This is a genomic window from Streptomyces rhizoryzae (assembly GCF_023155275.1).
GTDB classification, from domain to species: domain Bacteria; phylum Actinomycetota; class Actinomycetes; order Streptomycetales; family Streptomycetaceae; genus Streptomyces; species Streptomyces rhizoryzae.
This window is the reverse complement of the sequence record NZ_JALMUV010000022.1, coordinates 97147-117965: the sequence shown is the minus strand read 5'-3', so window position 1 is coordinate 117965 and position 20819 is coordinate 97147. Positions and strand designations below refer to the sequence as shown.

Annotated in this window: 16 protein-coding genes and 6 pseudogenes; 10 read left to right on the top strand and 12 right to left on the bottom strand. The window is 69.7% G+C overall.

Going from position 1 to position 20819, the window contains the following annotated elements; genetic code table 11:
• Positions 1 to 3: 3 nt before the first annotated feature.
• On the bottom strand, positions 4 to 684 hold the full coding sequence (locus tag MUU72_RS36050) for a DUF305 domain-containing protein (protein ID WP_505016667.1): 681 nt from the start codon (positions 682 to 684) through the stop codon (positions 4 to 6).
• 355 nt (positions 685 to 1039) lie between these two features.
• On the opposite strand from MUU72_RS36050, the gene MUU72_RS19175 reads away from it, so the two are divergent.
• Both MUU72_RS19175 and MUU72_RS19170 read left to right on the top strand, forming a co-directional pair.
• Positions 1040 to 1900 (top strand): universal stress protein, encoded by an 861-nt coding sequence (locus MUU72_RS19175; protein WP_248014536.1) that lies wholly within the window; start codon positions 1040 to 1042, stop codon positions 1898 to 1900.
• Positions 1901 to 2334: 434 nt separating this feature from the next.
• On the top strand, positions 2335 to 3072 hold the full coding sequence (locus MUU72_RS19170) for an alpha/beta fold hydrolase (protein WP_248014535.1): 738 nt from the start codon (positions 2335 to 2337) through the stop codon (positions 3070 to 3072).
• Here MUU72_RS19170 and MUU72_RS19165 read toward each other — a convergent pair.
• The 3 genes and pseudogenes from MUU72_RS19165 to MUU72_RS19155 all read right to left on the bottom strand — a co-directional run bounded on the left by MUU72_RS19165 (position 3046) and on the right by MUU72_RS19155 (position 5031).
• A complete protein-coding gene (locus MUU72_RS19165; protein ID WP_248014534.1) occupies positions 3046 to 3624 on the bottom strand; it encodes a hypothetical protein in 579 nt (192 codons plus the stop codon). The genes MUU72_RS19170 and MUU72_RS19165 overlap by 27 nt on opposite strands.
• A gap of 92 nt (positions 3625 to 3716) precedes the next feature.
• Positions 3717 to 4143: pseudogene (locus tag MUU72_RS19160) on the bottom strand (methyltransferase domain-containing protein); the annotation flags it as partial.
• A 495-nt stretch (positions 4144 to 4638) separates the two neighbouring features.
• Entirely contained in the window at positions 4639 to 5031 is a 393-nt protein-coding gene (locus tag MUU72_RS19155) for a hypothetical protein (RefSeq protein WP_248014533.1), read from the bottom strand.
• Between the two features lie 125 nt (positions 5032 to 5156).
• Between MUU72_RS19155 and MUU72_RS19150 the strand changes: the two are divergent.
• The 3 genes and pseudogenes from MUU72_RS19150 to MUU72_RS19140 all read left to right on the top strand — a co-directional run.
• Positions 5157 to 5309 (top strand): annotated as a pseudogene (locus MUU72_RS19150) (IS5/IS1182 family transposase); the annotation flags it as partial.
• 310 nt (positions 5310 to 5619) lie between these two features.
• On the top strand, positions 5620 to 6012 hold the full coding sequence (locus MUU72_RS19145) for a hypothetical protein (protein WP_248014532.1): 393 nt from the start codon (positions 5620 to 5622) through the stop codon (positions 6010 to 6012).
• A gap of 225 nt (positions 6013 to 6237) precedes the next feature.
• A complete protein-coding gene (locus MUU72_RS19140) occupies positions 6238 to 6810 on the top strand; it encodes a MepB family protein (RefSeq protein WP_248014531.1) in 573 nt (190 codons plus the stop codon).
• Here the strand turns inward: MUU72_RS19140 and MUU72_RS19135 are convergent.
• The 5 genes and pseudogenes from MUU72_RS19135 to MUU72_RS19115 all read right to left on the bottom strand — a co-directional run.
• Positions 6798 to 9386 (bottom strand): ABC transporter permease, encoded by a 2589-nt coding sequence (locus MUU72_RS19135; RefSeq protein ID WP_248014530.1) that lies wholly within the window; start codon positions 9384 to 9386, stop codon positions 6798 to 6800. The genes MUU72_RS19140 and MUU72_RS19135 overlap by 13 nt on opposite strands.
• A gap of 72 nt (positions 9387 to 9458) precedes the next feature.
• On the bottom strand, positions 9459 to 10238 hold the full coding sequence (locus tag MUU72_RS19130) for an ABC transporter ATP-binding protein (protein ID WP_248014529.1): 780 nt from the start codon (positions 10236 to 10238) through the stop codon (positions 9459 to 9461).
• A 207-nt stretch (positions 10239 to 10445) separates the two neighbouring features.
• Positions 10446 to 11144, bottom strand: coding sequence for a response regulator (locus MUU72_RS19125; RefSeq protein ID WP_248014528.1), 699 nt, complete (start codon positions 11142 to 11144; stop codon positions 10446 to 10448).
• The gene (locus MUU72_RS19120) at positions 11137 to 12840 is read right to left on the bottom strand and encodes a sensor histidine kinase (protein WP_248014527.1); all 1704 of its coding nucleotides are present in this window, start codon (positions 12838 to 12840) and stop codon (positions 11137 to 11139) included. The genes MUU72_RS19125 and MUU72_RS19120 overlap by 8 nt, the downstream gene beginning before the upstream one ends.
• A gap of 429 nt (positions 12841 to 13269) precedes the next feature.
• Positions 13270 to 14547 (bottom strand): annotated as a pseudogene (locus MUU72_RS19115) (glycoside hydrolase family 27 protein); the annotation flags it as partial.
• 1132 nt (positions 14548 to 15679) lie between these two features.
• Between MUU72_RS19115 and MUU72_RS35895 the strand changes: the two are divergent.
• Positions 15680 to 16072: an SPFH domain-containing protein gene (locus tag MUU72_RS35895; RefSeq protein ID WP_372503205.1), complete on the top strand. Its 393-nt coding sequence runs from the start codon at positions 15680 to 15682 to the stop codon at positions 16070 to 16072.
• On the opposite strand, the gene MUU72_RS19105 is transcribed toward MUU72_RS35895, so the two are convergent.
• A complete protein-coding gene (locus tag MUU72_RS19105; protein ID WP_248014526.1) occupies positions 15957 to 16808 on the bottom strand; it encodes a helix-turn-helix transcriptional regulator in 852 nt (283 codons plus the stop codon). The genes MUU72_RS35895 and MUU72_RS19105 overlap by 116 nt on opposite strands.
• Positions 16809 to 17053: 245 nt before the next feature.
• Between MUU72_RS19105 and MUU72_RS19100 the strand changes: the two genes are divergently transcribed.
• A complete protein-coding gene (locus MUU72_RS19100; protein WP_248014525.1) occupies positions 17054 to 17392 on the top strand; it encodes an EthD domain-containing protein in 339 nt (112 codons plus the stop codon).
• 150 nt (positions 17393 to 17542) lie between these two features.
• Positions 17543 to 17860 (top strand): annotated as a pseudogene (locus MUU72_RS19095) (leucine zipper domain-containing protein); the annotation flags it as partial.
• A gap of 192 nt (positions 17861 to 18052) precedes the next feature.
• On the opposite strand, the pseudogene MUU72_RS35890 reads toward MUU72_RS19095, so the two are convergent.
• Both MUU72_RS35890 and MUU72_RS19080 read right to left on the bottom strand, forming a co-directional pair.
• Positions 18053 to 18217 (bottom strand): annotated as a pseudogene (locus tag MUU72_RS35890) (transposase); the annotation flags it as partial.
• Between the two features lie 50 nt (positions 18218 to 18267).
• Positions 18268 to 18892: pseudogene (locus tag MUU72_RS19080) on the bottom strand (helix-turn-helix domain-containing protein); the annotation flags it as partial.
• A 190-nt stretch (positions 18893 to 19082) separates the two neighbouring features.
• Between MUU72_RS19080 and MUU72_RS19075 the strand changes: the two are divergent.
• Positions 19083 to 19823, top strand: coding sequence for a DUF1835 domain-containing protein (locus tag MUU72_RS19075; RefSeq protein ID WP_248014523.1), 741 nt, complete (start codon positions 19083 to 19085; stop codon positions 19821 to 19823).
• 495 nt (positions 19824 to 20318) lie between these two features.
• On the top strand, positions 20319 to 20813 hold the full coding sequence (locus MUU72_RS19065) for a VanZ family protein (RefSeq protein WP_248014522.1): 495 nt from the start codon (positions 20319 to 20321) through the stop codon (positions 20811 to 20813).
• The last annotated feature ends 6 nt before the right edge of the window (positions 20814 to 20819 follow it).

Below are 20819 nucleotides of genomic sequence, written 5' to 3'. Positions count from 1 at the left end.
GCATCACACCAACGAGTGACACCCCGGGCCATCGCACCGCGGCAATCGAGTGACGAAATATGTCACTTTACGTAACGAACCGCAGGTGAGAACTGGATGACCGGGCTCGATCATCATGGTCAGGAACTTCTTGCCGAAGCTCGTGCCCCTGGTGCCCCTCAGCTCGTCCATCTGCTGCGCGGTCATCATGCCGGGAATGCCGCTCGGGCTGCCCGGTCCCATGCCACTCTGCTCCGGCGGCACCTTCTCGCCCCAGGAGGTCAACCAGTCCGACATGGTGCTGACTTCCGAGGTCTGTTCCTTCTCGATCTTTTCTGCCAGCGCTCTCACATCCGGAGAGGCATCGTGCCGCGGCGCCGTGTTCGCCATGGTGATCGCCTGCCGGTGGTGGGGGATCATCTCCTGGGCGAAGCGCACATCCGCCTGATGGTGCGCCCCGGCCGAGGCAGAGGCGGAGGCCGATGCACCGGCTTCCGGGGGCTCGACGCCGGGGTAGGCGAGCTGGCGCCGCCACCGCCGCCCCCGCCACAAGCGGCCACGGCCAGGGACACTGCCATTCCGAGGACGGAAGCAAGGCGGAGCGACGGAGCGGTGTCCGGGAAAGCCGCCTGGAACAGACTCCTCCAGGTAAACAGTGAGGCCTACGTGTACGTCACCGGATCCGGTCTTCGGAGCGCGGCACACTGGAGCCGACCTTCGCCCTCCCCGGAACCCCACCAGCGGTCGGTCGGGCAGCCGGAACACCGGGCCCAGCGCGTCACCGCGGAGGGCCGCTCCTGCCGAATGCGCGACCAAGCCAGGCCCGGCGGTGTCCGCGGCCGGTGCCGCAAGGGCCGGCGTTCGGTCCGGATCGACCTGTCGAGCGGGGACGAAGGGCCCATGCGTCGACGCCCCGGCCCGCTCACCCTGGTGAGCGGGCGGAATTCGGAGCGGCGCCCCGTGTCCGCCGCCTTGTGGTCGCCCGGCTTGACCGGCCAAGAGCGTTCACCCCGAGCAGGCCGGCGCGGTCGCGCGTCGTTGTTCCACGCAAGGAGTAGCCATGGCCGAACCGATCGTCGTCGGGGTCGATGGTTCCGGGCGCAGCGTGCGGGCCCTGATATGGGCGGCCGAGGAGGCCGCACTGCGGCGTCGGCCCCTGCGCATCGTGCACGTGCTGCCCCCGGCTCATACATACGCCACCACTACGGAAGAACATGACCGGGAAGTGGGGCAACGGGACAGGGGCGTGGTTGACGAGGCCACCACGATCGTCAAGGACACTCATCCGGAACTGGAAGTGACGTCCGCGCTACCCTCCGGGTCCCCGCCTGCTGTGCTGTTGTCCGAGTCGGAGCACGCCCACTCACTGGTAGTCGGCGCCAAGGGCACGGGCGGTTTCGGGAGCCTGCTGCTGGGCTCGGTGGCGTTGCAGGTCGTGGGCCACGCGGTGTGCCCCGTGGTGGTCGTCAATCACCTCGCCAGCGGACACCATCGCATCGTGGTGGGGGTCGATGGCTCAGCCCACTCGCAGGCCGCTCTGGCATACGCCTTCGAGCAGGCTGCCCTGCGTGGTGTCCCCTTGCGGGCCGTGCATGCGTGGATTCGTCCAGGGCTGCATGGCCTGACGACCCGCAGCGCGGTGGACGAAGCAGCCACAAGGCACCGCAAGGAGTTGGAGGCGTGGCTGGCCCAGCCAACTCGGCAGCACCCCGGCGTGAAGGTGGTGGAGGATCTTCCGGAGGAGGACCCGACGCTGGCTCTGGCTCGTGCGTCCGACCGAGCGGATCTGCTGGTCGTCGGATCGCGCGGCCGCGGAGGGTTTCGCGGCTTGGCACTGGGCTCGGTCAGCCACCAGCTCTTGCAGCTCTCCCCATGCCCCTTGGCTGTCGTCCGCCCGCAGCCCCCACACGCATCCGGCTGAGACAGCAGCAGGGAGAACGGACGCGGGCCGGCCAGCCCTGACCGCGAAAGCGCGGGCGGGGCCAGTGCGGCCCCGACTTGCCGGGAACGGCCGGTCGGCGGCCAGGCGGCGCAGCGGCAGCCAAGGATGGTGGGACCGTCTGCGGGACGTCGGGGTTGCTGCTGCGGTCCGGCCGCTGTCGGTCCGGCTCGGCGAGAACCCGATGGCCCGTGGCGCCCCGGCAAGCTGAGCGAAGCGGCGGCGCACACGTCGTAGAGCCTGCACAGGGGCAACCGGCGTCATCTCAGCCACGCCGCCGCCGCGGCGCAACGGCCGACGCGTTTCGCACTGCTCAGAAAGAGGCCGTCGCCACCCGCCTTTTGGACAGCCGGTGTCCGCCATCGGGGCTAGCTTGGCGTCCAATCCCGCAGGGCAAGCGCGAAATGAGAGTGGCCATGGCGAAGATCGTTCTGGTTCCCGGGTTCTGGCTCGGAGCGTGGGCATGGGAAGAAGTGACACCGGTTCTGAGGGCAGCGGGACACGACGTCCACCCACTCACGCTGACCGGCCTGGCCGACCGGGCAGCCGAGGCCACTCCCGATGTGGACGTCTACACACATGTAGAGGACATCGTCGCTCTCATCGACGACAACGATCTGCGGGATGTAGTGCTCGTCGGGCACAGCGGAGCAAACCTGCCGGTCACCGGTGCCGCAGACCGGATTCCGGAGCGGATCGCCCGGATCGTGTATGTGGACGCCGGACCGTTGCCCGGCGGGATGGCTCTGATCGACTTCAATACGCCCCAGACACAGGAGGAGTGGCGCAAGCGGGTCGCAGAGCAGGGAGACGGCTGGCAGCTCCCCGTACCGGCGTTCGACCCGGCAGCGGACCCGGACAACCTGGCAGGACTCACCAGCGAACACCTCGCGCGCCTGGCCGAGTTGGCCACACCACAGCCGTTCGCGACCGCCACTCGCCCCCTGGATCGGCACACGCTGCCGCCCGACACGCACTGCTCTGTCATCGCTTCAACATTCACTCCCGAGCAGGTGCGCATGCTGGCCGACGGCGGCAACCCGGTCTTCGCACCGATGGCGGAAATGGACCTGTTCCACCTGCCCACCGGGCACTGGCCGATGTTCTCCCGGCCCAACGAACTGGCGTCACTGCTGGACGAGATCGCTCGCTGACCACAGCTGCGCACGGGCAGGTGACGGGCAACCAAATCCCCCGAGGGCGCCTGCGAACAAGGAGGAGGGGGATCGATGCAGCAGCACCCACATCAGCGGCACAGCGCATGCGCTGAGTTTCCCACGTGCGGCCGTCACGCGCTCAACACGCCTCGAAGCGGGAGCGGTCATGCGCCGCACCACTGCTGTCATCGTCAAAGCGATCGGCTTCGCCGCGTTCGTTGCCCCCGTAGCCAACGCCGCACCACACACCCGGGCCCGGGCCGCCGTCTCCGCCGTCCAGGACGGGGAGGTCATCGTCGGTGAAGGAGCGCGGGCGGAACTGCCCGACGTTTTCGCCCTACAGCGCGGCGGCGACCATGGGGGCCCGCTCTCTCCGACTTCGTCGTCGTAGCGCGCGGGCTGTCCTCGCCGGGCCTGAACCGGCTCATCGGTGAGATCGACGACAACGGCGCGGTCAGCCGCGGCAGTTTCGGCAGCACGTTTGACGACCTCGCCCGCCACCAGCTGCGGCACGCCCTCGATGCCGCCCGCGACGTCGGTGTGGTCCACGCCGGCGAAGAAGCCACCCCGGCCCGCTACCGGCTCACCCGCAGCGGCGGGGACCTGGCCGAGGTCCACGACACGACCGCCCGCTGGGCCCGCAGGCACCCGGCGATGCAACCGACGTAGTCGCCGCGTTCGGCCCGCTGCTCAGGTGTGAGGCTGTCGTTGGCGACGACGTCCGAGACACCGATCCGGCCGCCGGGCGCCAGGACCCGGAACATCTCGGCGAAGACAGCGGGCTTGTCGGTGGAAAGGTTGATCACGCAGTTGGAGATGACGACGTCGATGGTGTTCGCGGGCAGGGGGATGGCCTCGATGGTGCCCTTGAGGAACTCGACGTTCGTGGCGCCGGCTTTCTTCGTACGGGCGAGGGCGAGGGCGAGCATCTCCTCAGTCATGTCCAGGAGTCATGTCCAGGCCGTAAGCCTTGCCGGTGGGGCCGACGCGCCGGGCGGACAGCAGGACGTCGATGCCGCCGCCGGAGCCCAGATCGAGAATCCGTTCGCCCTCGTTCAGGTCGGCGACGAGCAGGTGCGTGACTACGTCAAACAGCAGGTGGCCGCCTACAAGTACCCAAGGATCGTCACGTTCGCCGACGCTCTGCCCAAGGGGCCCACGGGCAAGATCCTCAAACGTGAGATCGTGGTCATGCAACAGCGTCCCGGAAGACCGGACGCGGACGTCACCGTGGTGCACTGATCCGAAACGGTTCGGGCTCTGGGTCGCCGGCGGTGTGTGAGCGATCTGCTCGGGGACGCGCGGCATCTGTCGCCGTCGGCGCAGGAGGCCCTACGGCTGCGGGCGGTTGCCGCGTTGGTGGGGGGCGGGACCGTGAGGACGTGGCGGCCGTCTTCGGGGGCGCTGAAGGCGGTCGACCAGTGGTGGGCGAGGCGGGAGGCCGGCGGCCGGGAGGTGGTCGTCACGCGGCCCTGGGGCTGGCCGCACTCGCCGATCGGCCGGTACGGCCCTTTGTGAAAGACCGGGCGAGGGCGGAGGTTGCGGAGCGGGGTGACGTTCGGTTCAGGGCGGGGGAGGGGCGGCCCGGTGGAGTGGTTCCAGGTCCCCGTGCAAGGCGGCGTGGAGCGCGGCGGCGAGTTCGCGAGCGCGGTCTTCAGTGCTCAGGCCGTGCATCATGAAGTAGACGGGACCCGTGTAGGCGTCCAAGCCGACCTCTCGAATGCGGACCAGTCGGGTGATCGCGTCCCGGACGGCGTCGTTCACGGCGTCGTCGAGGGAGAATTCGGGGCCGGCGGTGAGCGTGTCGGCCTTCACGGTCCACCGCGGACCGTCCGATTCGATGGCGACGAACACGGCGTGATGCGCCATGGCTTGCCTGTATGCGGTGTGGAAAGCGTTGGTGCCGCTGGCGTCCGGGATGAGGTGCGCGGGACAGGGAACCGGCAGGGGCTGCATGAGGGGATTGTGCAAGGGATCGGGCACGTTTCAGTTCATTGACACCCGGAGAACGTCTGAGGTCAGACCGGTCTGAGACCTGTACCGGGACCGGGTGGCGCCGGCCCGCGTGCAGGCGCGGGCTCCGGACCCGGCCCTTGGCCGTTCCGGCCGATCGCGCGTACTCGTCCCAGGCCATGCCCAGCCATCTGCGCCGCCGGGGAATCCGCGCGGTCATCCCGCAGCCGTCCGACCGGATCGGCCACCGCCTGCGGCGAGGCCGCCTGAGCCGGGTGCCGTAGTATTTCGCCGCAGCACACGGCCGGCGCGGCCGCCGCGGTCAGGATCTCGGCATCCCACCGGCGCGGCGCGGTCGTCGTGAGTCCCTTCTCCACGGTGGACCGTGAGGCAGGGGCTCGGCAGGTGGTCGTGTGCGTGGCAGAGAGGGGTGTGAGCCCCTCGGGGGAGGATCGCTCGGGTTTCCTCCGGTAGACCGCGCCTTCTGGGCCGAGTGGTGCGGATATGTCCAGCGGGAAGCTGTGGATCGCGTCGTACGTCTTGACCAGCTTCTCCATCGGCCGGTGGTAGGGGGCCACGGTGAGGTGGTGGGTGGACCTGCGTCATTTCGAACGGCGCGAGGGCGAGGTGCTGCCGCGCGCCGATGTGCCGGGTCATCGGGTGATCGATGTGGTCGATATCGAGTCGGTACGGGCGTACGACATCGAGCTGGAACAGCGGCCCGAGGGGTGGGTGCTGACCTGCCCGGACACCCGCAGGCCGCCGCGTTCCCGGCTGGGGCGGGGCCGCGCCGGGCGGCCGCAGGGGCGGGACGGGAAGTCCTTCGAGCCGTTGATCGGTCACGCACGTTCCGCCCGGGGGCGCGGGCCGTTCGTGCGCCGTGGACGGTTGAAGCCCTCGGCCGCCATGATGGCCCGGCGCGGATACCTGATCCTGCGCGCCCTCCTGCTCCTCATCGAGGCGATCAAGCTCGGTAGCGCCTGACGGGGGACGACGGTCCGCACGCAAACGCCGGCCCGGCGGCACCCGCGCCCCGCCCTCATGCCAGGCCGGGCCGGCTGCTGGAGCGGGTCCGACGCGTCGGTCGGGGTCACCGGCCGGCCGCGGGTTTTGTGCAGCGGATGTGGTGCGGATCCCGGGGCGCCGGTTGCACGGCTGACGACAGGAGGTTCACAGCGGTGCGCACGGGCGTGATGGCAGGATGACGGCATGGTGACCGATCAACCGTGGACGGGGCTTCACGGGGACCTGCTGGCGGCGAAGACGTTGGTGTACGACCGGAGCGGTTTCGCCTGCTCGCTGCCGGTGCCCGAACCGGAGAGTGCGGAGTACGCGGCTTGCGCGTTCACGCTCGATGGCCGCTCGGTTCGGTTCCGCGTGGCCAAGACCACCCCGACGAAGGTCGGCCAGTTCGTCACCGTGTGGCAGCGGTCCAAGGAAGGACCGATCCGGCCTTTCGACGCCGGCGACGGGGTGGACCTCTTCGTCATCAGCAGCCGCGACGACGCTGGCTTCGGACAGTTCGTCTTCCCGCGCGGGGTCTTGTGCGAGCGCAACATCGTCTCCGAAAACGGCTCTGGCGGAAAGCGCGGATTCCGGGTCTATCCGCCGTGGGTGACCACGACCAGCCGGCAGGCCCGCAGCACCCAGGCATGGCAGGTGAACTACTTCCTCAACCTCGGCCAGGACGGGCCTGCCGACTTGACACGTGCCCGCGCCCTCTACCGCGGGCATCCGAGGGGGCCCGGCCGGCGTGGGGTCCACCTGACTCAACTCGGCTGAATGGAGCGCAGCATGTTCAGGCGGGCGGCTCGACGGGCGGGCCAGATGGCGGCCAGGACGCCGGTCATCAGCGCCAGTACCAGGAAGGTGCCGAGCCTGTCCCACGGCAGGACCGTCTCGTATTCGCGCATCGAGGTCCTCGTCAGTCCGCCTGCGGCCCAGGCCAGGAAGATGCCCGTGCCGATCCCGAGGACCGCGCCGAACAGTGCGATGACCACCGACTCCAACCGGACCATCTGCCGGATGCCGGAGCGGTCGAGCCCGATGGCGCGCAGCATCCCGATCTCGCGGGTACGGTCGAAGACCGACATGGCCAGGGTATTGACGACGCCGAGGACCGCGATGACGACGGCCATGCCGAGCAGCCCATAGGTCATGCTGAGGACCGTGTTGACCTTCTCGTTGTTGTCCTTGACGAGTTGCTCCTGGGAGCGCACCTGGAGCAGCGGGCTGTCGTCGAGCGAGGCGCGGATCGCGCGCTCAACGCCGCCGGTCCTGCCGCGGTCGGCCTTGATCAACAGGTTGTCGAACTGTTTGGTCACGGAGTACGGGAGCACGTCGGCGCGCGTGCCCAGGGCCTGGTCGACGGTGGGGGCCTTGGCGTAGATGCCGACGACCGTCAGCTTTCGCTTCGCGGCCTTGCTGCCGGCCATGCCGCCGCCCAGCTCGGCGTCGAGCGTGGCGCCGATCTGAAGCCCGGCTCGCCGTGCGAACTCGTCGGAGACGGCGATCCTGCCGGGGCCGATGTCGTGCAGGGAGCCGGCGCGGAAGTCGAGCCGTGCCACCTTGCCGAACGCCTTCGGGTCGGTGCCGGTGATGACGGCGGACCGGCCGCGGGTGTTGAGTTGCGCCATGGTGATGGGGGCGGCCGCGGCGACCCCGGGTACCCGGGCGACCTTGTCGACAGAGTCCGCGTCGAGCCCGCGGGCGGAGCTGTAGTTGACCTTGTAGTCGGCGGTCAGGCCCGCGGTGGCTTCCTTGGCCACGGCGTGCTGGGCGGAGTGGGCGCCGACCGTCAGACCGGTGATCAGGGCGAGCCCGATCATCAGGGCGGATGCCGTGGCGGCGGTGCGGCGTGGGTTGCGCAGCGCGTTCTCCTTGGCCAGCTTGCCGCTGACACCGAAGAAGCGGGTGGTGACCTTGCCGGCGAGCGTGATCAGCGGCCGGGAGAGCAGCGGCGCCAGGACGATCACGCCGCCGAGGGTCAGCACGCCGCCGAGCATCGCGGCCAACAGGTTCGACTCCTTGGTGCCCTTGAGCGTGGAGACGTGGAGCATCACGAGTACCCCGGCCCCGGCGAGCAGGGTGCCGAGCACGTTGCGGACTCTCAGGGCGCGGGCAGGTGGGGCCAGGTCGACACTGGTGAGCGCCGCCACGGGGGCGATCTTCGCGGCTTTGCGGGACGGCAGCCAGGCCGCCAGAACGGTGATGGCGACGCCGACTGCGAGCGAGGCCAGCGGGGCCGAGGGTGTGATGACCAGCGGTCCCTCGGGCAGTTCGGCACCGGTCGTGTTGAGCAGCGGGCGCATCGCGGTCGCGATGCCCAGGCCGAGCGCGAATCCGCCGGCCGAGGCCACGAGTCCGAGGAGGGCGGCCTCGATGAGGACGGAGCGGATTACCTGGCGGCGTGAGGCGCCGATCGCCCGCAGCAGCGCGATCTCCCGGCTGCGCTGGGCGATCAGCATGGTGAAGGTGTTGGCGATGAGGAACACGCCGACGAACAGCGCGATACCGGCGAAGACCAGCAGTGTCTTGGTGAGGTATCCCGTGCTCTCGGCGATCTGGGCGGACTGCTCGGCGGCCAGTTCGGCCCCGCTGGTGGCCCGGGCCCCTTCCTTGGGGAGCAGCGCCTGCACCTGGGCGGTCAGCGAGGACTCGTCGGTCCCCGTACGGGCCGCGACCGTGATCTCGTCGAACTGTCCGGGGTGGTGGAACAGTTTCTGCGCGGTCCGGGTGTCGAAGAGGACGAGGGTGCCGCCGGCGGCGCCCCAGGGGTCGTCAAGGGCGACGATGCCGACCAGCTTCTTGGACAGGGTGGGGCCGTCGGTGGCGAGACGGACGGTGTCGCCGATGCGGTAGCCGGCCTTCGCGGCGGTCTTGGAGTCCAGCGCCAGCTCGTCCTCGGAGGCGGGGCCGCGCCCTTCCTTCATCGGGAAATGGCTGTCCTTGCCGTCCTTGCCCGGCAGGTAGTTGGTGGCCAGGTTCTGCCCGGTGGCGTCGGCGTTGACCGGGCGACCGTCCCTACCGGCCAGGGTGGCCTGACCGTGGACGGTGGGGCGCACCGCGTCGACGCCTGGCAGTCGGCTGATCTTCCGCACCAGGGCGGTGTCGAGGGCGCCGGTGGTCTTACCGGCCACGCCGCCCGCACTATCGGGAGCGGTGCTGGCCTGATCCGCCCGCACGGAGACGGCCACGCCCTGGAGGCTCCGGGCCGAGGCGTTGCGGAAGGCGTTCGCGGTGGTGTCGGCGAAGACGAGAGTGCCCGAGACGAAGGCGACGCCCAGCAGGACCGCGAGCGCGGTCATGATCAAACGGGCTTTGTGCGCAAGGACGTTGCGCAGGGCGGTACGCAGCATGGTGGTGTGTGTCAGTCCTGGAAGTGTGCGGGGGAGCGGGGGAGCGGGGGTCCGGAGGGAGGCAGAGATGCGTCAGCTCGTCCGTCCCTTGGCGTCGAAGAGCCGCATACGGTCCAGTACGGCCTCGGGCGTGGGGGCGGACAGCTCGTCGGTGACGCTTCCGTCGGCGAGGAAGACCACCCGGTCCGCGTAGGAGGCGGCCACCGGATCGTGGGTGACCATCACCACCGTCCGCCCCAACTCCCTTACGGAGTCCCGCAGAAAGCCCAGGACCTCCGCGCCGGAGCGGGAGTCGAGGTTGCCCGTCGGCTCGTCCGCGAAGACGATCTCTGGACGCCCGGCCAGCGCGCGGGCCACGGCGACCCTCTGCTGCTGGCCACCGGACAGCTGCGAGGGGCGGTGCCGCAATCGCCCGGCCAGGCCGACCGTCCCCACGATCAGCTCCAGCCACTCCTGGTCGGGCTTACGGCCGGCGATATCCAGCGGCAGTGTGATGTTCTCCAGGGCGTTGAGCGTGGGCAGCAGGTTGAACGACTGGAAGACGAAGCCGATCTTCTCCCGGCGGAGCTTCGTGAGTTGACGGTCGGTCAGTCCGGACAGCTCGGTGTCACCAATCCGAGCAGACCCGCCGGAGATGGTGTCGAGCCCCGCCATGCAGTGCATCAGCGTCGATTTGCCCGAGCCGGACGGGCCCATGATCGCGGTGAACCGGCCGCGCCCGAACTCCACCGTCACCGAGTCAAGGGCGACGACGCGGGTCTCGCCCGCGCCGTAGACCTTGGTCAGATCCGTCGCGCGGGCGGCAATGGAGGGGGCGCGGAGGCGGGTCGGGGCAGTGACATGCAGCGGCACAGGTGCTCCTGGAAGGGTTGTTGAAGCTCCCGACCATCGTGGCCGCGGCCCACCCCCGGATCCGTCGCCCTCAGGTAGCGAATACGCCGACTGCCAACAGGGCAGATCGGCTGCTGCCGCGTCGCCCTTACGGACCACGTCCCCTCTGCCAACAGGTGGAGTCGCAGTCCTACCCGGAGACAGAGCAGGCGACCCCAGCCGGGCGCTTCAGCCCATGAGCCCGGCCTGGTGTGCCAGCAGCCCCGCCTGTACCCGGCTGCCACAGCCCGTCTTCTCCAGGATCGACCGGACGTGGCTCTTGACCGTCCCCACGCCGATGCCGAGCCGCCTGCCGATCTCCGGGTTCGAGCTGCCTTCCCCCAGCATGATCAGTACCTCCCGTTCCCGGCTGGTCAGCCCCGCCACCCTGCTTTCCGGGGCAGTGGTCCCGCCGCCGCTCAGCATCCTCCGGATGACGGCCCCGGTGACCCCCGGCGAGAGCACGGCATCCCCCGCGGCCGCAGCCCGCACCGCGCGGATCAGCTCCTGTGCCCCTTCGTCCTTGAGCAGGAATCCGGTGGCACCCGCCCGAAGGGCCCGGGTGACGTTCTCCTCGTCGCCGAAGGTGGTGAGCATGACGACCTGCGGCTTGGGGGCGAGCGCGATCAGCGGTTCGATGGCTGCCAGCCCATCGAGGACGGGCATACGGATGTCGAGGAGCACCACATCGGGCCGGCACTCGGCGGCGAGCTCGACGGCCTCCGCGCCGTTGACCGCCTCGCCCACCACGTCGATGCCGTCCGTGTGCCGGAGGATCAGCCGGATGCCGTGCCGGATCATCTCCTCGTCATCGGCGAGCAGCACCCGGATCGTGGAACCAGCCCCAGCCCCAGCCCCAGCCCTCGCAGAGTTGGCCTGGTCAGTCATGTGTCCTTCTCCCATGCGGCGGTTCGGTCACTGTCGGAACGGTGAATCGGTCGATCGCGATCAGAGTGTCGGCCCGGAAGCAGTAGCGGACGATATCCAGCTTCCCGTCCTCGCCCTGCCCGCCCGCGTACGGATACAGGCAGTGCGTAGCCGAACGCGGCCGGGGCGGCTCCCGCCCGGCAGCAGCCGCCCGCACCACGACATTGTCCGGGCCCACGGCACGCTCCACCTGCTCCCGTTCCATCCCCAACCGGGGCTTTTCGGGGCTCTGATACGCGAGGTCGTACCGTGAACGGTCCACCAGCGCCACCCCGAACAGCATCATCACGCTCACCCCCACCAGGCCGACCAGCCCGACGACGGCACCGCCGAGGCGCCGATGGAAGGCGGAGAGCCCGCGGCCGGACTCCTCGACCGCAGCGCCCGGCACCTCCTCGTACGGCGCGGCCTCCGGCGACTCCGCGCCGGGTCCGGGCTCGGCAGGGATGCCGGCGGTCACGGTGAAGCCGCCACCAGGCGTCCGCCCAGCCTCCAGACAACCACCGAGCAGCGCCACCCGCTCCCGCAGCCCGATCAGTCCACGCCCGGTGCCCAGCCCCGTCACGGCGACGGGCGGCACCGGCGGCACACCATTCCGTACCTGCACTTCCACCCGCTCGCCGGCGTGGCGGACGGAAACGGTCACATGGGCTCCGGCCGCGTACCGGTGGACATTGGTCAGCGCCTCGCGCACCACCCGGTGCACCGCCCGCCGCACCCTGGCCGGCCGCGCATCGAGATCAGGTCCGTCCCAGTCCAGCTCAAGAGGGATGCCGGCGCCGCGAGACTCCTCGACCAGCGCCTCGATGTCTGCGCGCGTACCCGTCGCGTCCGTCAGCGCCTCACCGCCAGTGGTCTGCCCCACCGGGCCCAGCACTCCCAGCACCTCCCGCAGCTCCCGCATCGCCTCGCGGGCGGCACGGCCCACCACAGCGGCCTCGTCCCGCAGCCCGGGCGCCTCCTTGCGCAGCACCATCTCCAGCCCGTCCGAGTACAGCGAAACCACGCTCAGCCGGTGCCCGACCAGATCGTGCATCTCCGCGGCGATCCGCGTCCGCTCGCGCACCCGCGCCTCGCTGTCCGCCAGAAGCCGCGCCTCCTCCGCGGCCGCCGCACGCTCCCGCAACGCCCCCAACAGCCGGTCCTGCTGCCCCGCAGCAGTGCCCACCAGCCCAGGCACCACGACCGTGGTCACCGCGAGCACCGCACCCAGCGCCAGGCCGAACACCCAGTTGCCCACGTCCAGCGCGGGCGCGGATGCCGCACCCGTCACCATCGCCACTCCGGCCGCCCCGAGCAGCAGCCCCACCCGCCGCTGCGTCGTCTCCCACTGCCGGGCCGCGGTATAGGCCGCCACCGCGGTCAACAACGCCGCCGCAGGCGCCACCGCCATCAGCGCCGCGAGCCCGACCACACCGACCACCGGAAAGCGGCGCCGCACCAGCACCAGCGCGATGCCGATGGCCGCCAGGGCCGGGACCCGGCCCGCCAGCCTGGCCTCGATCTCCGACTCGCCCAGGTAGGTGAGCAGCACCACCGCCGCTGCCAGAACTGCCTCGCCCCCCGCCCGCCACAGCTGCCGTCCCCGCTCATCGGGCCCCGCGAAGGGACTGCGGGCCGGGCGTTTTTCGACAGCTGGTGGTGCACTGGACGTCATGGCGTCGATTATCGACGGCTTCGTACGGAGATCCCCTGCGCCTTACGGACGACCCCGCCTCTACCGACGGACAGAGAGACCTCCCGCCCCGGCGATACCGGTGCGGCAGTGGCCGGCGTCCTCGTCATCACGGACGCTATCGAGGTCCGTTCACCCTCCCTGAGGAGCTGCTGCCTCGCGCCCCCGCATCCTGACCTCACGCCATCGGCACGCCCGCATCGTGGAGGCCCGCAACCTCGCCCCGCTGCCGGCCGGCAGCGACCACGTCACGGCCGCCGCCCTGCTCTGATCGGCACCGGCCGCGCGGACGACCGTACGACCGCTCTCGACCTCCGCGCGGACAGCTGAGCATGGTTCCCCCCAACCCGGTGCCGGGCAGGCCCGCACACCCGCCCGGCACTTCGGTCTGACTCAGCGGCCGCCCTTGAGGGCGGTGACCCGGTAGACAGCGGTGCCATGAGCGGGCACGGTCGCGGATATGGTGCCGGTGGTGTGCGTGTTGTGGTGCTGCCACAGGTCGCGCAGCCGGTAGTTGCCGGCCTGCGGGAGGCCCGCGTCCTGGGCGGTGGTGGAGATCTGCTGCGGCTCGTCGGTCTCGTTGAACAGCGCCACCGCCCGGGAGCCGTCGGCCAGTTGCTTGACCAGAATCCAGCGGCCGGCCTCGGACTTGAGAACGGTGGCCTGCTTGCCCAGGGGGTCCTGGTCGAGCGCGATGACGTCGTTGTTGGTCAGGATCTGGAAGGTTTCCGGGGTGGCCTTGCGCAGATCCGTACCGATCAGCAGCGGCGCGGACATCATCGACCACAGGGAGAAGTGACTGCGGTACTCGGTGTCGGTCATCCCGCCGTTGCCGACCTCCAGCATGTCCGGGTCGTTCCAGTGTCCGGGGCCGGCGTACTGCGCCAGCGGCAGGTTCTGCTTGGCGATAGCGAGCATGCTCGACCAGGAGTCGCTGATGTCCCCGGTGGTACGCCACAGATGTCCTACCGCCGACGCCCACTCCCAGGGTTTGTTCTCGCCCCATTCGCAGATGCTGTAGACGATTGGCCGCCCGGTGGCCTTCAGGGCGTCCCTCATGGTGCGGTACCGCTGCTGGGCGTCCACGCCCTGGTTGTTGCAGTTGTCGTACTTGAGGTAGTCCACGCCCCAGTCGGCGAACTGCTGGGCGTCGGACCGCTCATGGCCGAGGCCGCCGGGGAATCCTTCCCGGTCGCAGGTCTTGGTGCCGGCGCTGGTGTAGATGCCGAATTTCAGGCCCTTGGAGTGCACATAGTCGGCGACCGCCTTGATGCCGTGCGGGAAGCGCTGCGGATCCGGTACGAGCTTGCCGTTTTCGTCGCGCGCGGGCCTCGCCCAGCAGTCGTCGAGATTGACGTACCGGTAGCCGGCGCCCTTGAGTCCCTTGGACAGGAACAGATCGGCGATGCCTTTGACCATGTCCTCGTTGAAGTCCGCCCGGCAGTGCGTGGAGTTCCAGTTGTTGAAGCCCATCGGGGGCGTCTTGGCGAGCCCGTTGGGGAGCCGGGGTGCGCGGCCGGCGTCCGCGGTGGCGCTGGTGTGAACGGGTCCGCCGGCGCCCGGGACGGGGGGCGTGCTCGCCGAGGCGGGAAGGGCGGTCACCCCGGCCGTACACAGCAGCGCGGCGGACAGCGCCCCGACGATTCTCGGTTGGTTCCGCCGGCGGGTGGTGTGTAACTGAACGCGCATGGTTCGCGTCCTCCGTCTTCGTGAGAGGGGGTGGGGACGTGCACCTGTCACTGATGGGTGCTTACGTTAGAACTTGTGGAAGTCTGTTGGAAAGGGGTACGGCGTAGTTCTTTTTCTCCCGCCAAACCGCTGGGCATATCGGGCTGTTCGGGATGTGGCGTGATAGAGGTGTTCGGTCCTGTCGGCTTTCGCGGCTGAGGACGGTGAGGCAAGGACGGGGCATCGTCCCGTCACCCCGCGACGGGCCCGCTCAGCGCCCGCTGCGCCGGCGTGCCCGCCCGCCGCATCCGCTACGAGGTCTTCGGCCCCGACCTGTGGCCGGCCCACGCCGACAGCTGAACCCACCCACCAACCGCCGTCACGGGCGGCGGCGGACCCCACCGGGGCCTGCCGCCGCCCGTTGCCGTGCGCCGCCGGCCGCGGCGGCCCGAGGGGCCGGAAGTCCCGGCGGTTGCGGACCTTCAGCGGGTCCGGCGCGCGCGGTGATCTGTGAGGATCTCGTGGAAGGCGCAAGATCATCGGCCGTGGCCCCGTCCGCCCTGGCTCAGGCCCGTCCCGCTCCGTCCGCTCCGCCACCGGCCCCCGCCGACGCCGGAATCGCTCCGGCCGCCCGCCGCCCGAAGAAGCGCCCGGCGGCCGCGCCCCCTCCCCGCCCCCGCCCCCACCGCGCCGGCGAGAACCCCGCGCAGCGCCGCGTCCCCTCCGCCGACCCCGGTCTGGTGGAACGGCGCGGGCGCTCGTTCTCCGGCTGGGCGGCCCCCCTCCTCGCCGTCCTGGTTCTGGCCTGCTGCGCGGCCGTGCTCTGGTGGCACGGCCTCCTCCCCGCCCGGGCGGTACGCGCCGTGGGCCTGCCGCTCGCCCCGGACCACGGCCCCGTGCGGCTGTGGGAGTGGGCGCTGGTCGGAGGCGGCGGAGCCGTGGCCCTGCTCGCGGTCGGCGGGATCGCCCGGGGACGGGCCGGCAGTGCCTGGGTGCTCAGTCTGTTCGGACAGTACCGGGGCAGCGTGCGGCGCACCGGACTTGTCTGGATCAACCCGATGGGACGGCGCGGCTTCCCGGCCGCAGCACGGGGCGCGGGCCCGTGCTGCGCCGCCGGGTGGACGTCCGGCTGCGGCACTGGCGCAGCGAACCGATGGCCGCCGTGGATGCGGAGGGCATCCAGCTCCAGGTCGTCGTCCTGGTGGTGTGGCGGATCAAGGACACCGCGCGGGCGCTGCTCGCCGTCAACGACCACGAGGCGTATCTGCGCGAACAGGTGGAGGCGGCGATGGCCCGGGTGCTCTCCCAGCTGCCCGCCGACGCCTTCCACGAGGACACCCCGACCCTGCGGGACGCGGAGCGGTCGGCGACGCCACGCGACCCCTGCACACGCGAGCTCACCAGTCCAACCAGTCGCGAGGCCGGACTCCTCAACCGGGCACGTCCATACGCTGCGTGCCAATCACGGAAAGTAGCCGTAGCGCCTCCTCTGCGGGAGAACCCGGCTCGACCGTATAGAGCACGAGCTGTTGGTCCTGGTCGGTGATGTCGAGGAGGTCACAGGTGAGGGCAATGGGGCCGATCAGTGGGTGGTTGACGGTCTTGCGCAGGGTGGGCTCGGGGTGCACGTCGTGGGCGGCCCACAACCGGGCGAACTCCGCACTGCCGGAGAGGAGGGCACCAACCAGCTGGGCCACCTCGGGGTCGTCGGGGTAGCGGGCGGCGGTGGCCCGCAGACGCCGGGCTGCCGCGCGGGCGAACGCCTCCGCGTCGAACGGGTCGTACAGCAGCCGCTCCCGCGATGGCGGTGCGAGGTAGGCACGGCGCACGAGGTTGCGCTCGTGCCGGGGCAGAGGGGAGAAGTCCTCTAGGAGGGCGGCGGCCAGGTCGTTCCAGGCGATCACCTCGTAGGTCGCGGAGAGCACGATCGCCGCGGTGTGCGGCAGCCGCCGTAGCAGGTCGAGGATGCTCCGCGGCACTTCACGTGAGGGCCCGGCCGGCGGGCCGGGCGGCGCGCCGGCGAGGTGGTGCAGGTGGTCGCGCTCGGCGTCCGACAGGCGCAGAGCTCGGGCTAGGCCAGCGAGTACCTCGCGCGACGGACGCGGGCCGCGGGCCTGCTCCAGCCGCGTGTAGTACTCGGTTGAGATGAACGCCAGATGCGCCACCTCTTCGCGGCGCAGCCCCGGTGTGCGGCGGCGCGGCCCGGCGGGCAGGCCCACGTCGGCGGGCGCGATGCGCTCGCGCCTGCTGCGCAGGAAGCCAGCCAGCTCTCGTCTGTCCATACCTCCAGTGTGCGTCCGGCCGCGGAGCCGATCCAGGCACCGCTGGTGCCTGGATCGGCTCCGCGGCCGAGCGCAGGCTTGCTGCCACGAACAACGCACGGATCACCCACACCTCCATGCCCGCCGGCGTGGGCCTGCTGTTAACGGTGGCGCGCATCCAACCGGTCCCGGCGCGCACAGCATCCCGCGGCCCGTGATATCGGGCCGACGAATTGCACCTTATCAACCAGAAAGAGATAGGCGTCATGATCAAAATGGTCATCGCATTGAAGCGTCGCGAGGGTATGACTCATGACGAGTTCACCCACTATCAGCGGAACATTCACCGGCCGCTGCTCATGTCCATCCCGGAGGCGGAGCAGTACATCCGCCGATTCGTGGTGTCTTATCCCGTCCCCGCCCCGAACTATCCCGAGCCGGACTATGACTCGGTGGTTGAGGCGTGGTTCGACACGATGGACGACCTCAACGCGTTCTACTTCTGCGAGAACTTCCTGAAGAATGTCGACCCAGATCACGAGAACTTCATCGACGTGAACGCCTTTGGACGCATCATCTCCGAGGAGGAAGTCGTCATCGGCTGAGAGCCGGTAACTGCTGGTCACGGAGCTGACTAGGTGTGCTGTCCACGGAGGTTGGTGACAGCGATCACTGACGTGTGATCTTGAAATGGGTGAGGGCCTTCTGACTCGGTGTGGATTGCGAGATCTGCACCGGCGACCAGAAAGGCCCTCGTGCCCCACCGTAATGCGCCTCTGGCCGAGACCGGACGACCGCGGCTGGCTCGCTGCGTCGTGGACGACCACTGGCCCCTGCGGCGGGCCGCGGAACGCTTCCAGGTCTCCGTGAGCACGGCCAGGCGATGGACCGACCGCTACCGGCAGCACGGCGAGGCGGGCATGGCCGACCGGTCCAGCCGCCCGCATGCCAGCCCACGGCGGACCCCGACCCGCACCGAGCGGCGGATCATCAAGGTCCGTGTGCTGCGCCGATGGGGACCTGCGCGGATCGCGGGCCTGCTGCGTCTGGTTCCGTCTGTCCTGTACCGCTTGACTCTGCACAAGCCAGCTCTAAGAAGTCCTTTCAGGAAGCTGGGAGTCTGCGTGCGAGCGTCATGCTGTGGGCGAGTGGGAGGAAGGCATCGTGGATGTCGTCGCGTGCTTCCCGGCGGATGCGTAGGCGGCGGGGCCGTGGAGGTGGGCGATGGCGGATTCGGCGACCCGGCGGACGCGGCCCAGGCCCGCCCACTGGATCCCTGTGTAGAGCACGAACAGCACACCGTGCAGCGTCCTGCGGTCGTCGATCCGTTTCCGGCCCGGATACCGGTAGCGACGTTCGTGCCCGGGCAACAACGGTTCAATCACCGCCCACAGCTCGTCACTGATCTCCCACGGCTTCGGCCGACTCACCCTCACTCACCCCGAGAAACGAGATCACCTCCCCCTCCACCGGGCCCCACGACCGAGAAGCGACGCTGAGAACGCCCTCGCGCCCGGACGACAGGTGTGTGTCCGCGTTTGGACCAGGTGCGGGAGGTCGGCGGCGTCATGGAGAACCCGGCTTTGTCTTCGAAGACCAGCCAGGCCCCCCTCGCCGCCGCGGTCTTCTTGCGGTTGGCCAGGTCTCCTTCACCCAGCCGGCCACCGCCTGCCCCTCGCGTTCGGCCGCGCGCCGGGAGGGGACCTGGTGGCTCCACCCGTGCCGCCGAAGCATCTGGGCGATGCCTGAAAGGGTGAGGGTCGTGTGGAACCACCGGCCGATGAGCGTTCTGATTCGCTCCAGAGTCCAGATCTGGTCCGGCCAGCCGTGGGCAACAGGCCCTTTGGCCAACTCCTGCTCCCGCACGGCGAACAGTGCCTCGCTCAGCTTCGGACGGCTCGCAGAGCCCTTCGACTGCAAGGCGGCCCGCCCGCCGTCCCACCACGAACGGCACCATCGCGGCACCGACCGCACGCCGACCCGTAACTCGTCGGCGATCACACCATTGCTCCGCCCACCGGCGAACCTCTCGGCCGCCTCCATGCGGAGACACTCGCGAAACGCGCGCCGTTCAGCAGTCAGGCCCCACCCTGCGGATACCCCATGAACATGAAGTACCGCGACGACCACCACCTGTCAGCCCCCGCGACACCACGCCTACAAACTCAGTAACGACACACTGAATTAGAGCGTCCGCCAGTAGGCCAATGAGCACGGTGATTCTGGCGCTTGACGGGCGTTCCGCATTGATCATGAAGGTGGCTGCCGGTTTCGTGTTGCTGCGATACTTCCTTCATGTCCGTACTGCATGTGGTTCCTGGTGTTTCCGCGGCGGGGTCGCTGCGTGTGGCTCTGCGACTCGGTGAAGATGCCGGTGCCCGGGTTCTGGCGTTTCCGGACGACCTCAGCTGGGGACCGATCGCTTCCGCTGATCCGGCGGGCCGGAGGCAGTGGTGGGAGACACTCCTGGCCATGACGGGGTGGCCCGACGTCGGTGACGATGACGGCGGCGCAGAGTTCTGGCACGCGTTGGATGCCGCCGACGACCGCATCGTGGTGTGGTTCGGCTCGCATTCGGCCAGTGAGTCAGCCTTCTTTCTGGCAGTGGCCGAACGGCTGGGTGAGCGGCCCTTTGACATCGTCGAAGTCGCATACCCGCCGGTGCCGGCGGTTTCTGCCCTTGACCCCAACGAGCTGAAGTCCCGTCTGGAGACCGCGCAGCCGTGCAACGAGGAGCGGCGCGCGAGCAGCAGGCAGCGCTGGCAGCGGCTGAGGGAAGAGGATGCGGTCTTCCGTGTCGTCACCGCCGCTGGCCTGGCCTCGGCGCCCGCCCAACACTTCGATGCCCAGCTGCTACAGGCGGCCTCGCCCGGGTGGCAGCCCATCCACCGCGTGGTCGGCGACGTGATGTCCGAGAACAATGTTGCGGACCTCCCCCTGTTCTGGCGGGTGGCGACCCTGGTGGAAACCGGGAAACTGAGCGCGGACGGCGATCCGTGGGCCGTGCGCGCCAGCAACGTCCGCCTGCCCGCGTAGACGACGCGGTGGGCCCGGTGACGAGACAGCGGTTTCCGCTGTGCCCAGCCCCAGGAGGTCATTGGATACGGGGCGAGCGGGGACGGGTGTCCCAGTGATGGGTGTACCAGGCCCGACGGATGAGCTGCGGACGGTGATGACGGCGGTGGCGAGCTGGAGAAAGAACTCCGCGCAGGCGCGTCGTCGTGTGGTGCAGCGCTGGAGCTTGCCGACTCCGGCGCAGTCGAAGGCCACATCAACCGTGTAAGGCGATCAAACGACAGATGTGCGGCCCCGGTACGATCCAGCTCCTCCGCACCCGCGTCCTGCTGCGATCACGGCCCTCACGCAATGTCGACCAGAGCCGCGAATCTCCCCACCTCTGCTTGGGCGGGGACGGACACGCTCGCTCTGATTCCCCGCACGGCAGCCCGTCCAAAGCGACATCAAGGAAGGCTTCGGCCGCCCCTTCGTCGGGTAAACAGATTTCTTATGACCGGCTGCTAGCATCCCGCCATGTTCTTCCTGGTCGCTTTCCTCATCGGCGTTCTGGGTGGTGTAGCCCTCTATATGGTCACCACCTGGCGCAGAACTCCTCGGCAGATGTCGCAGCGGGTCGCGCTCGGGCTGCTGTGGTTCTGGGCAGCCGGCGTCGTCTACGGCACCTTCGGAACCCCCTCCGGCGGCGGCCAGGCCCTCAATCTGAAGCCACTGGACCTGACCAACGCGGCAGACATCAAGGACGCCGTGCTGAACGTGCTCATGTTTGCCCCCGGCGGCCTCCTGCTCGCTCTGCTCCCGGTGCGCTGGTACCAGGCCGCTCTCTTCGGGTTCCTCGGCTCCCTCGCCATCGAGGTCACCCAGTACCTGACCCGATCAGGACGCACCGCCGACATCAATGACCTCACCAACAACACCCTCGGCGCACTGATCGGCTTCTCCTGCACCGCCGCGGTGTTGGCCCTCGCCAGGCATGGCTCTCGCCTTCACGGCACCAGAGCTGGCTGCTGAATCGGC

Coding starts and splice junctions, on each gene's coding strand:
- MUU72_RS19175 (WP_248014536.1), top strand. CDS start 1,040: ATGGCCGAACCGATCGTCGTCGGGGTCGATGGTTCCGGGCGCAGCGTG.
- MUU72_RS19170 (WP_248014535.1), top strand. CDS start 2,335: ATGGCGAAGATCGTTCTGGTTCCCGGGTTCTGGCTCGGAGCGTGGGCA.
- MUU72_RS19155 (WP_248014533.1), bottom strand. CDS start 5,031: ATGCAGCCCCTGCCGGTTCCCTGTCCCGCGCACCTCATCCCGGACGCC.
- MUU72_RS19140 (WP_248014531.1), top strand. CDS start 6,238: ATGGTGACCGATCAACCGTGGACGGGGCTTCACGGGGACCTGCTGGCG.
- MUU72_RS19135 (WP_248014530.1), bottom strand. CDS start 9,386: ATGCTGCGTACCGCCCTGCGCAACGTCCTTGCGCACAAAGCCCGTTTG.
- MUU72_RS19125 (WP_248014528.1), bottom strand. CDS start 11,144: ATGACTGACCAGGCCAACTCTGCGAGGGCTGGGGCTGGGGCTGGGGCT.
- MUU72_RS19120 (WP_248014527.1), bottom strand. CDS start 12,840: ATGACGTCCAGTGCACCACCAGCTGTCGAAAAACGCCCGGCCCGCAGT.
- MUU72_RS35895 (WP_372503205.1), top strand. CDS start 15,680: ATGGCCGCCGTGGATGCGGAGGGCATCCAGCTCCAGGTCGTCGTCCTG.
- MUU72_RS19105 (WP_248014526.1), bottom strand. CDS start 16,808: ATGGACAGACGAGAGCTGGCTGGCTTCCTGCGCAGCAGGCGCGAGCGC.
- MUU72_RS19100 (WP_248014525.1), top strand. CDS start 17,054: ATGATCAAAATGGTCATCGCATTGAAGCGTCGCGAGGGTATGACTCAT.
- MUU72_RS19075 (WP_248014523.1), top strand. CDS start 19,083: ATGTCCGTACTGCATGTGGTTCCTGGTGTTTCCGCGGCGGGGTCGCTG.
- MUU72_RS19065 (WP_248014522.1), top strand. CDS start 20,319: ATGTTCTTCCTGGTCGCTTTCCTCATCGGCGTTCTGGGTGGTGTAGCC.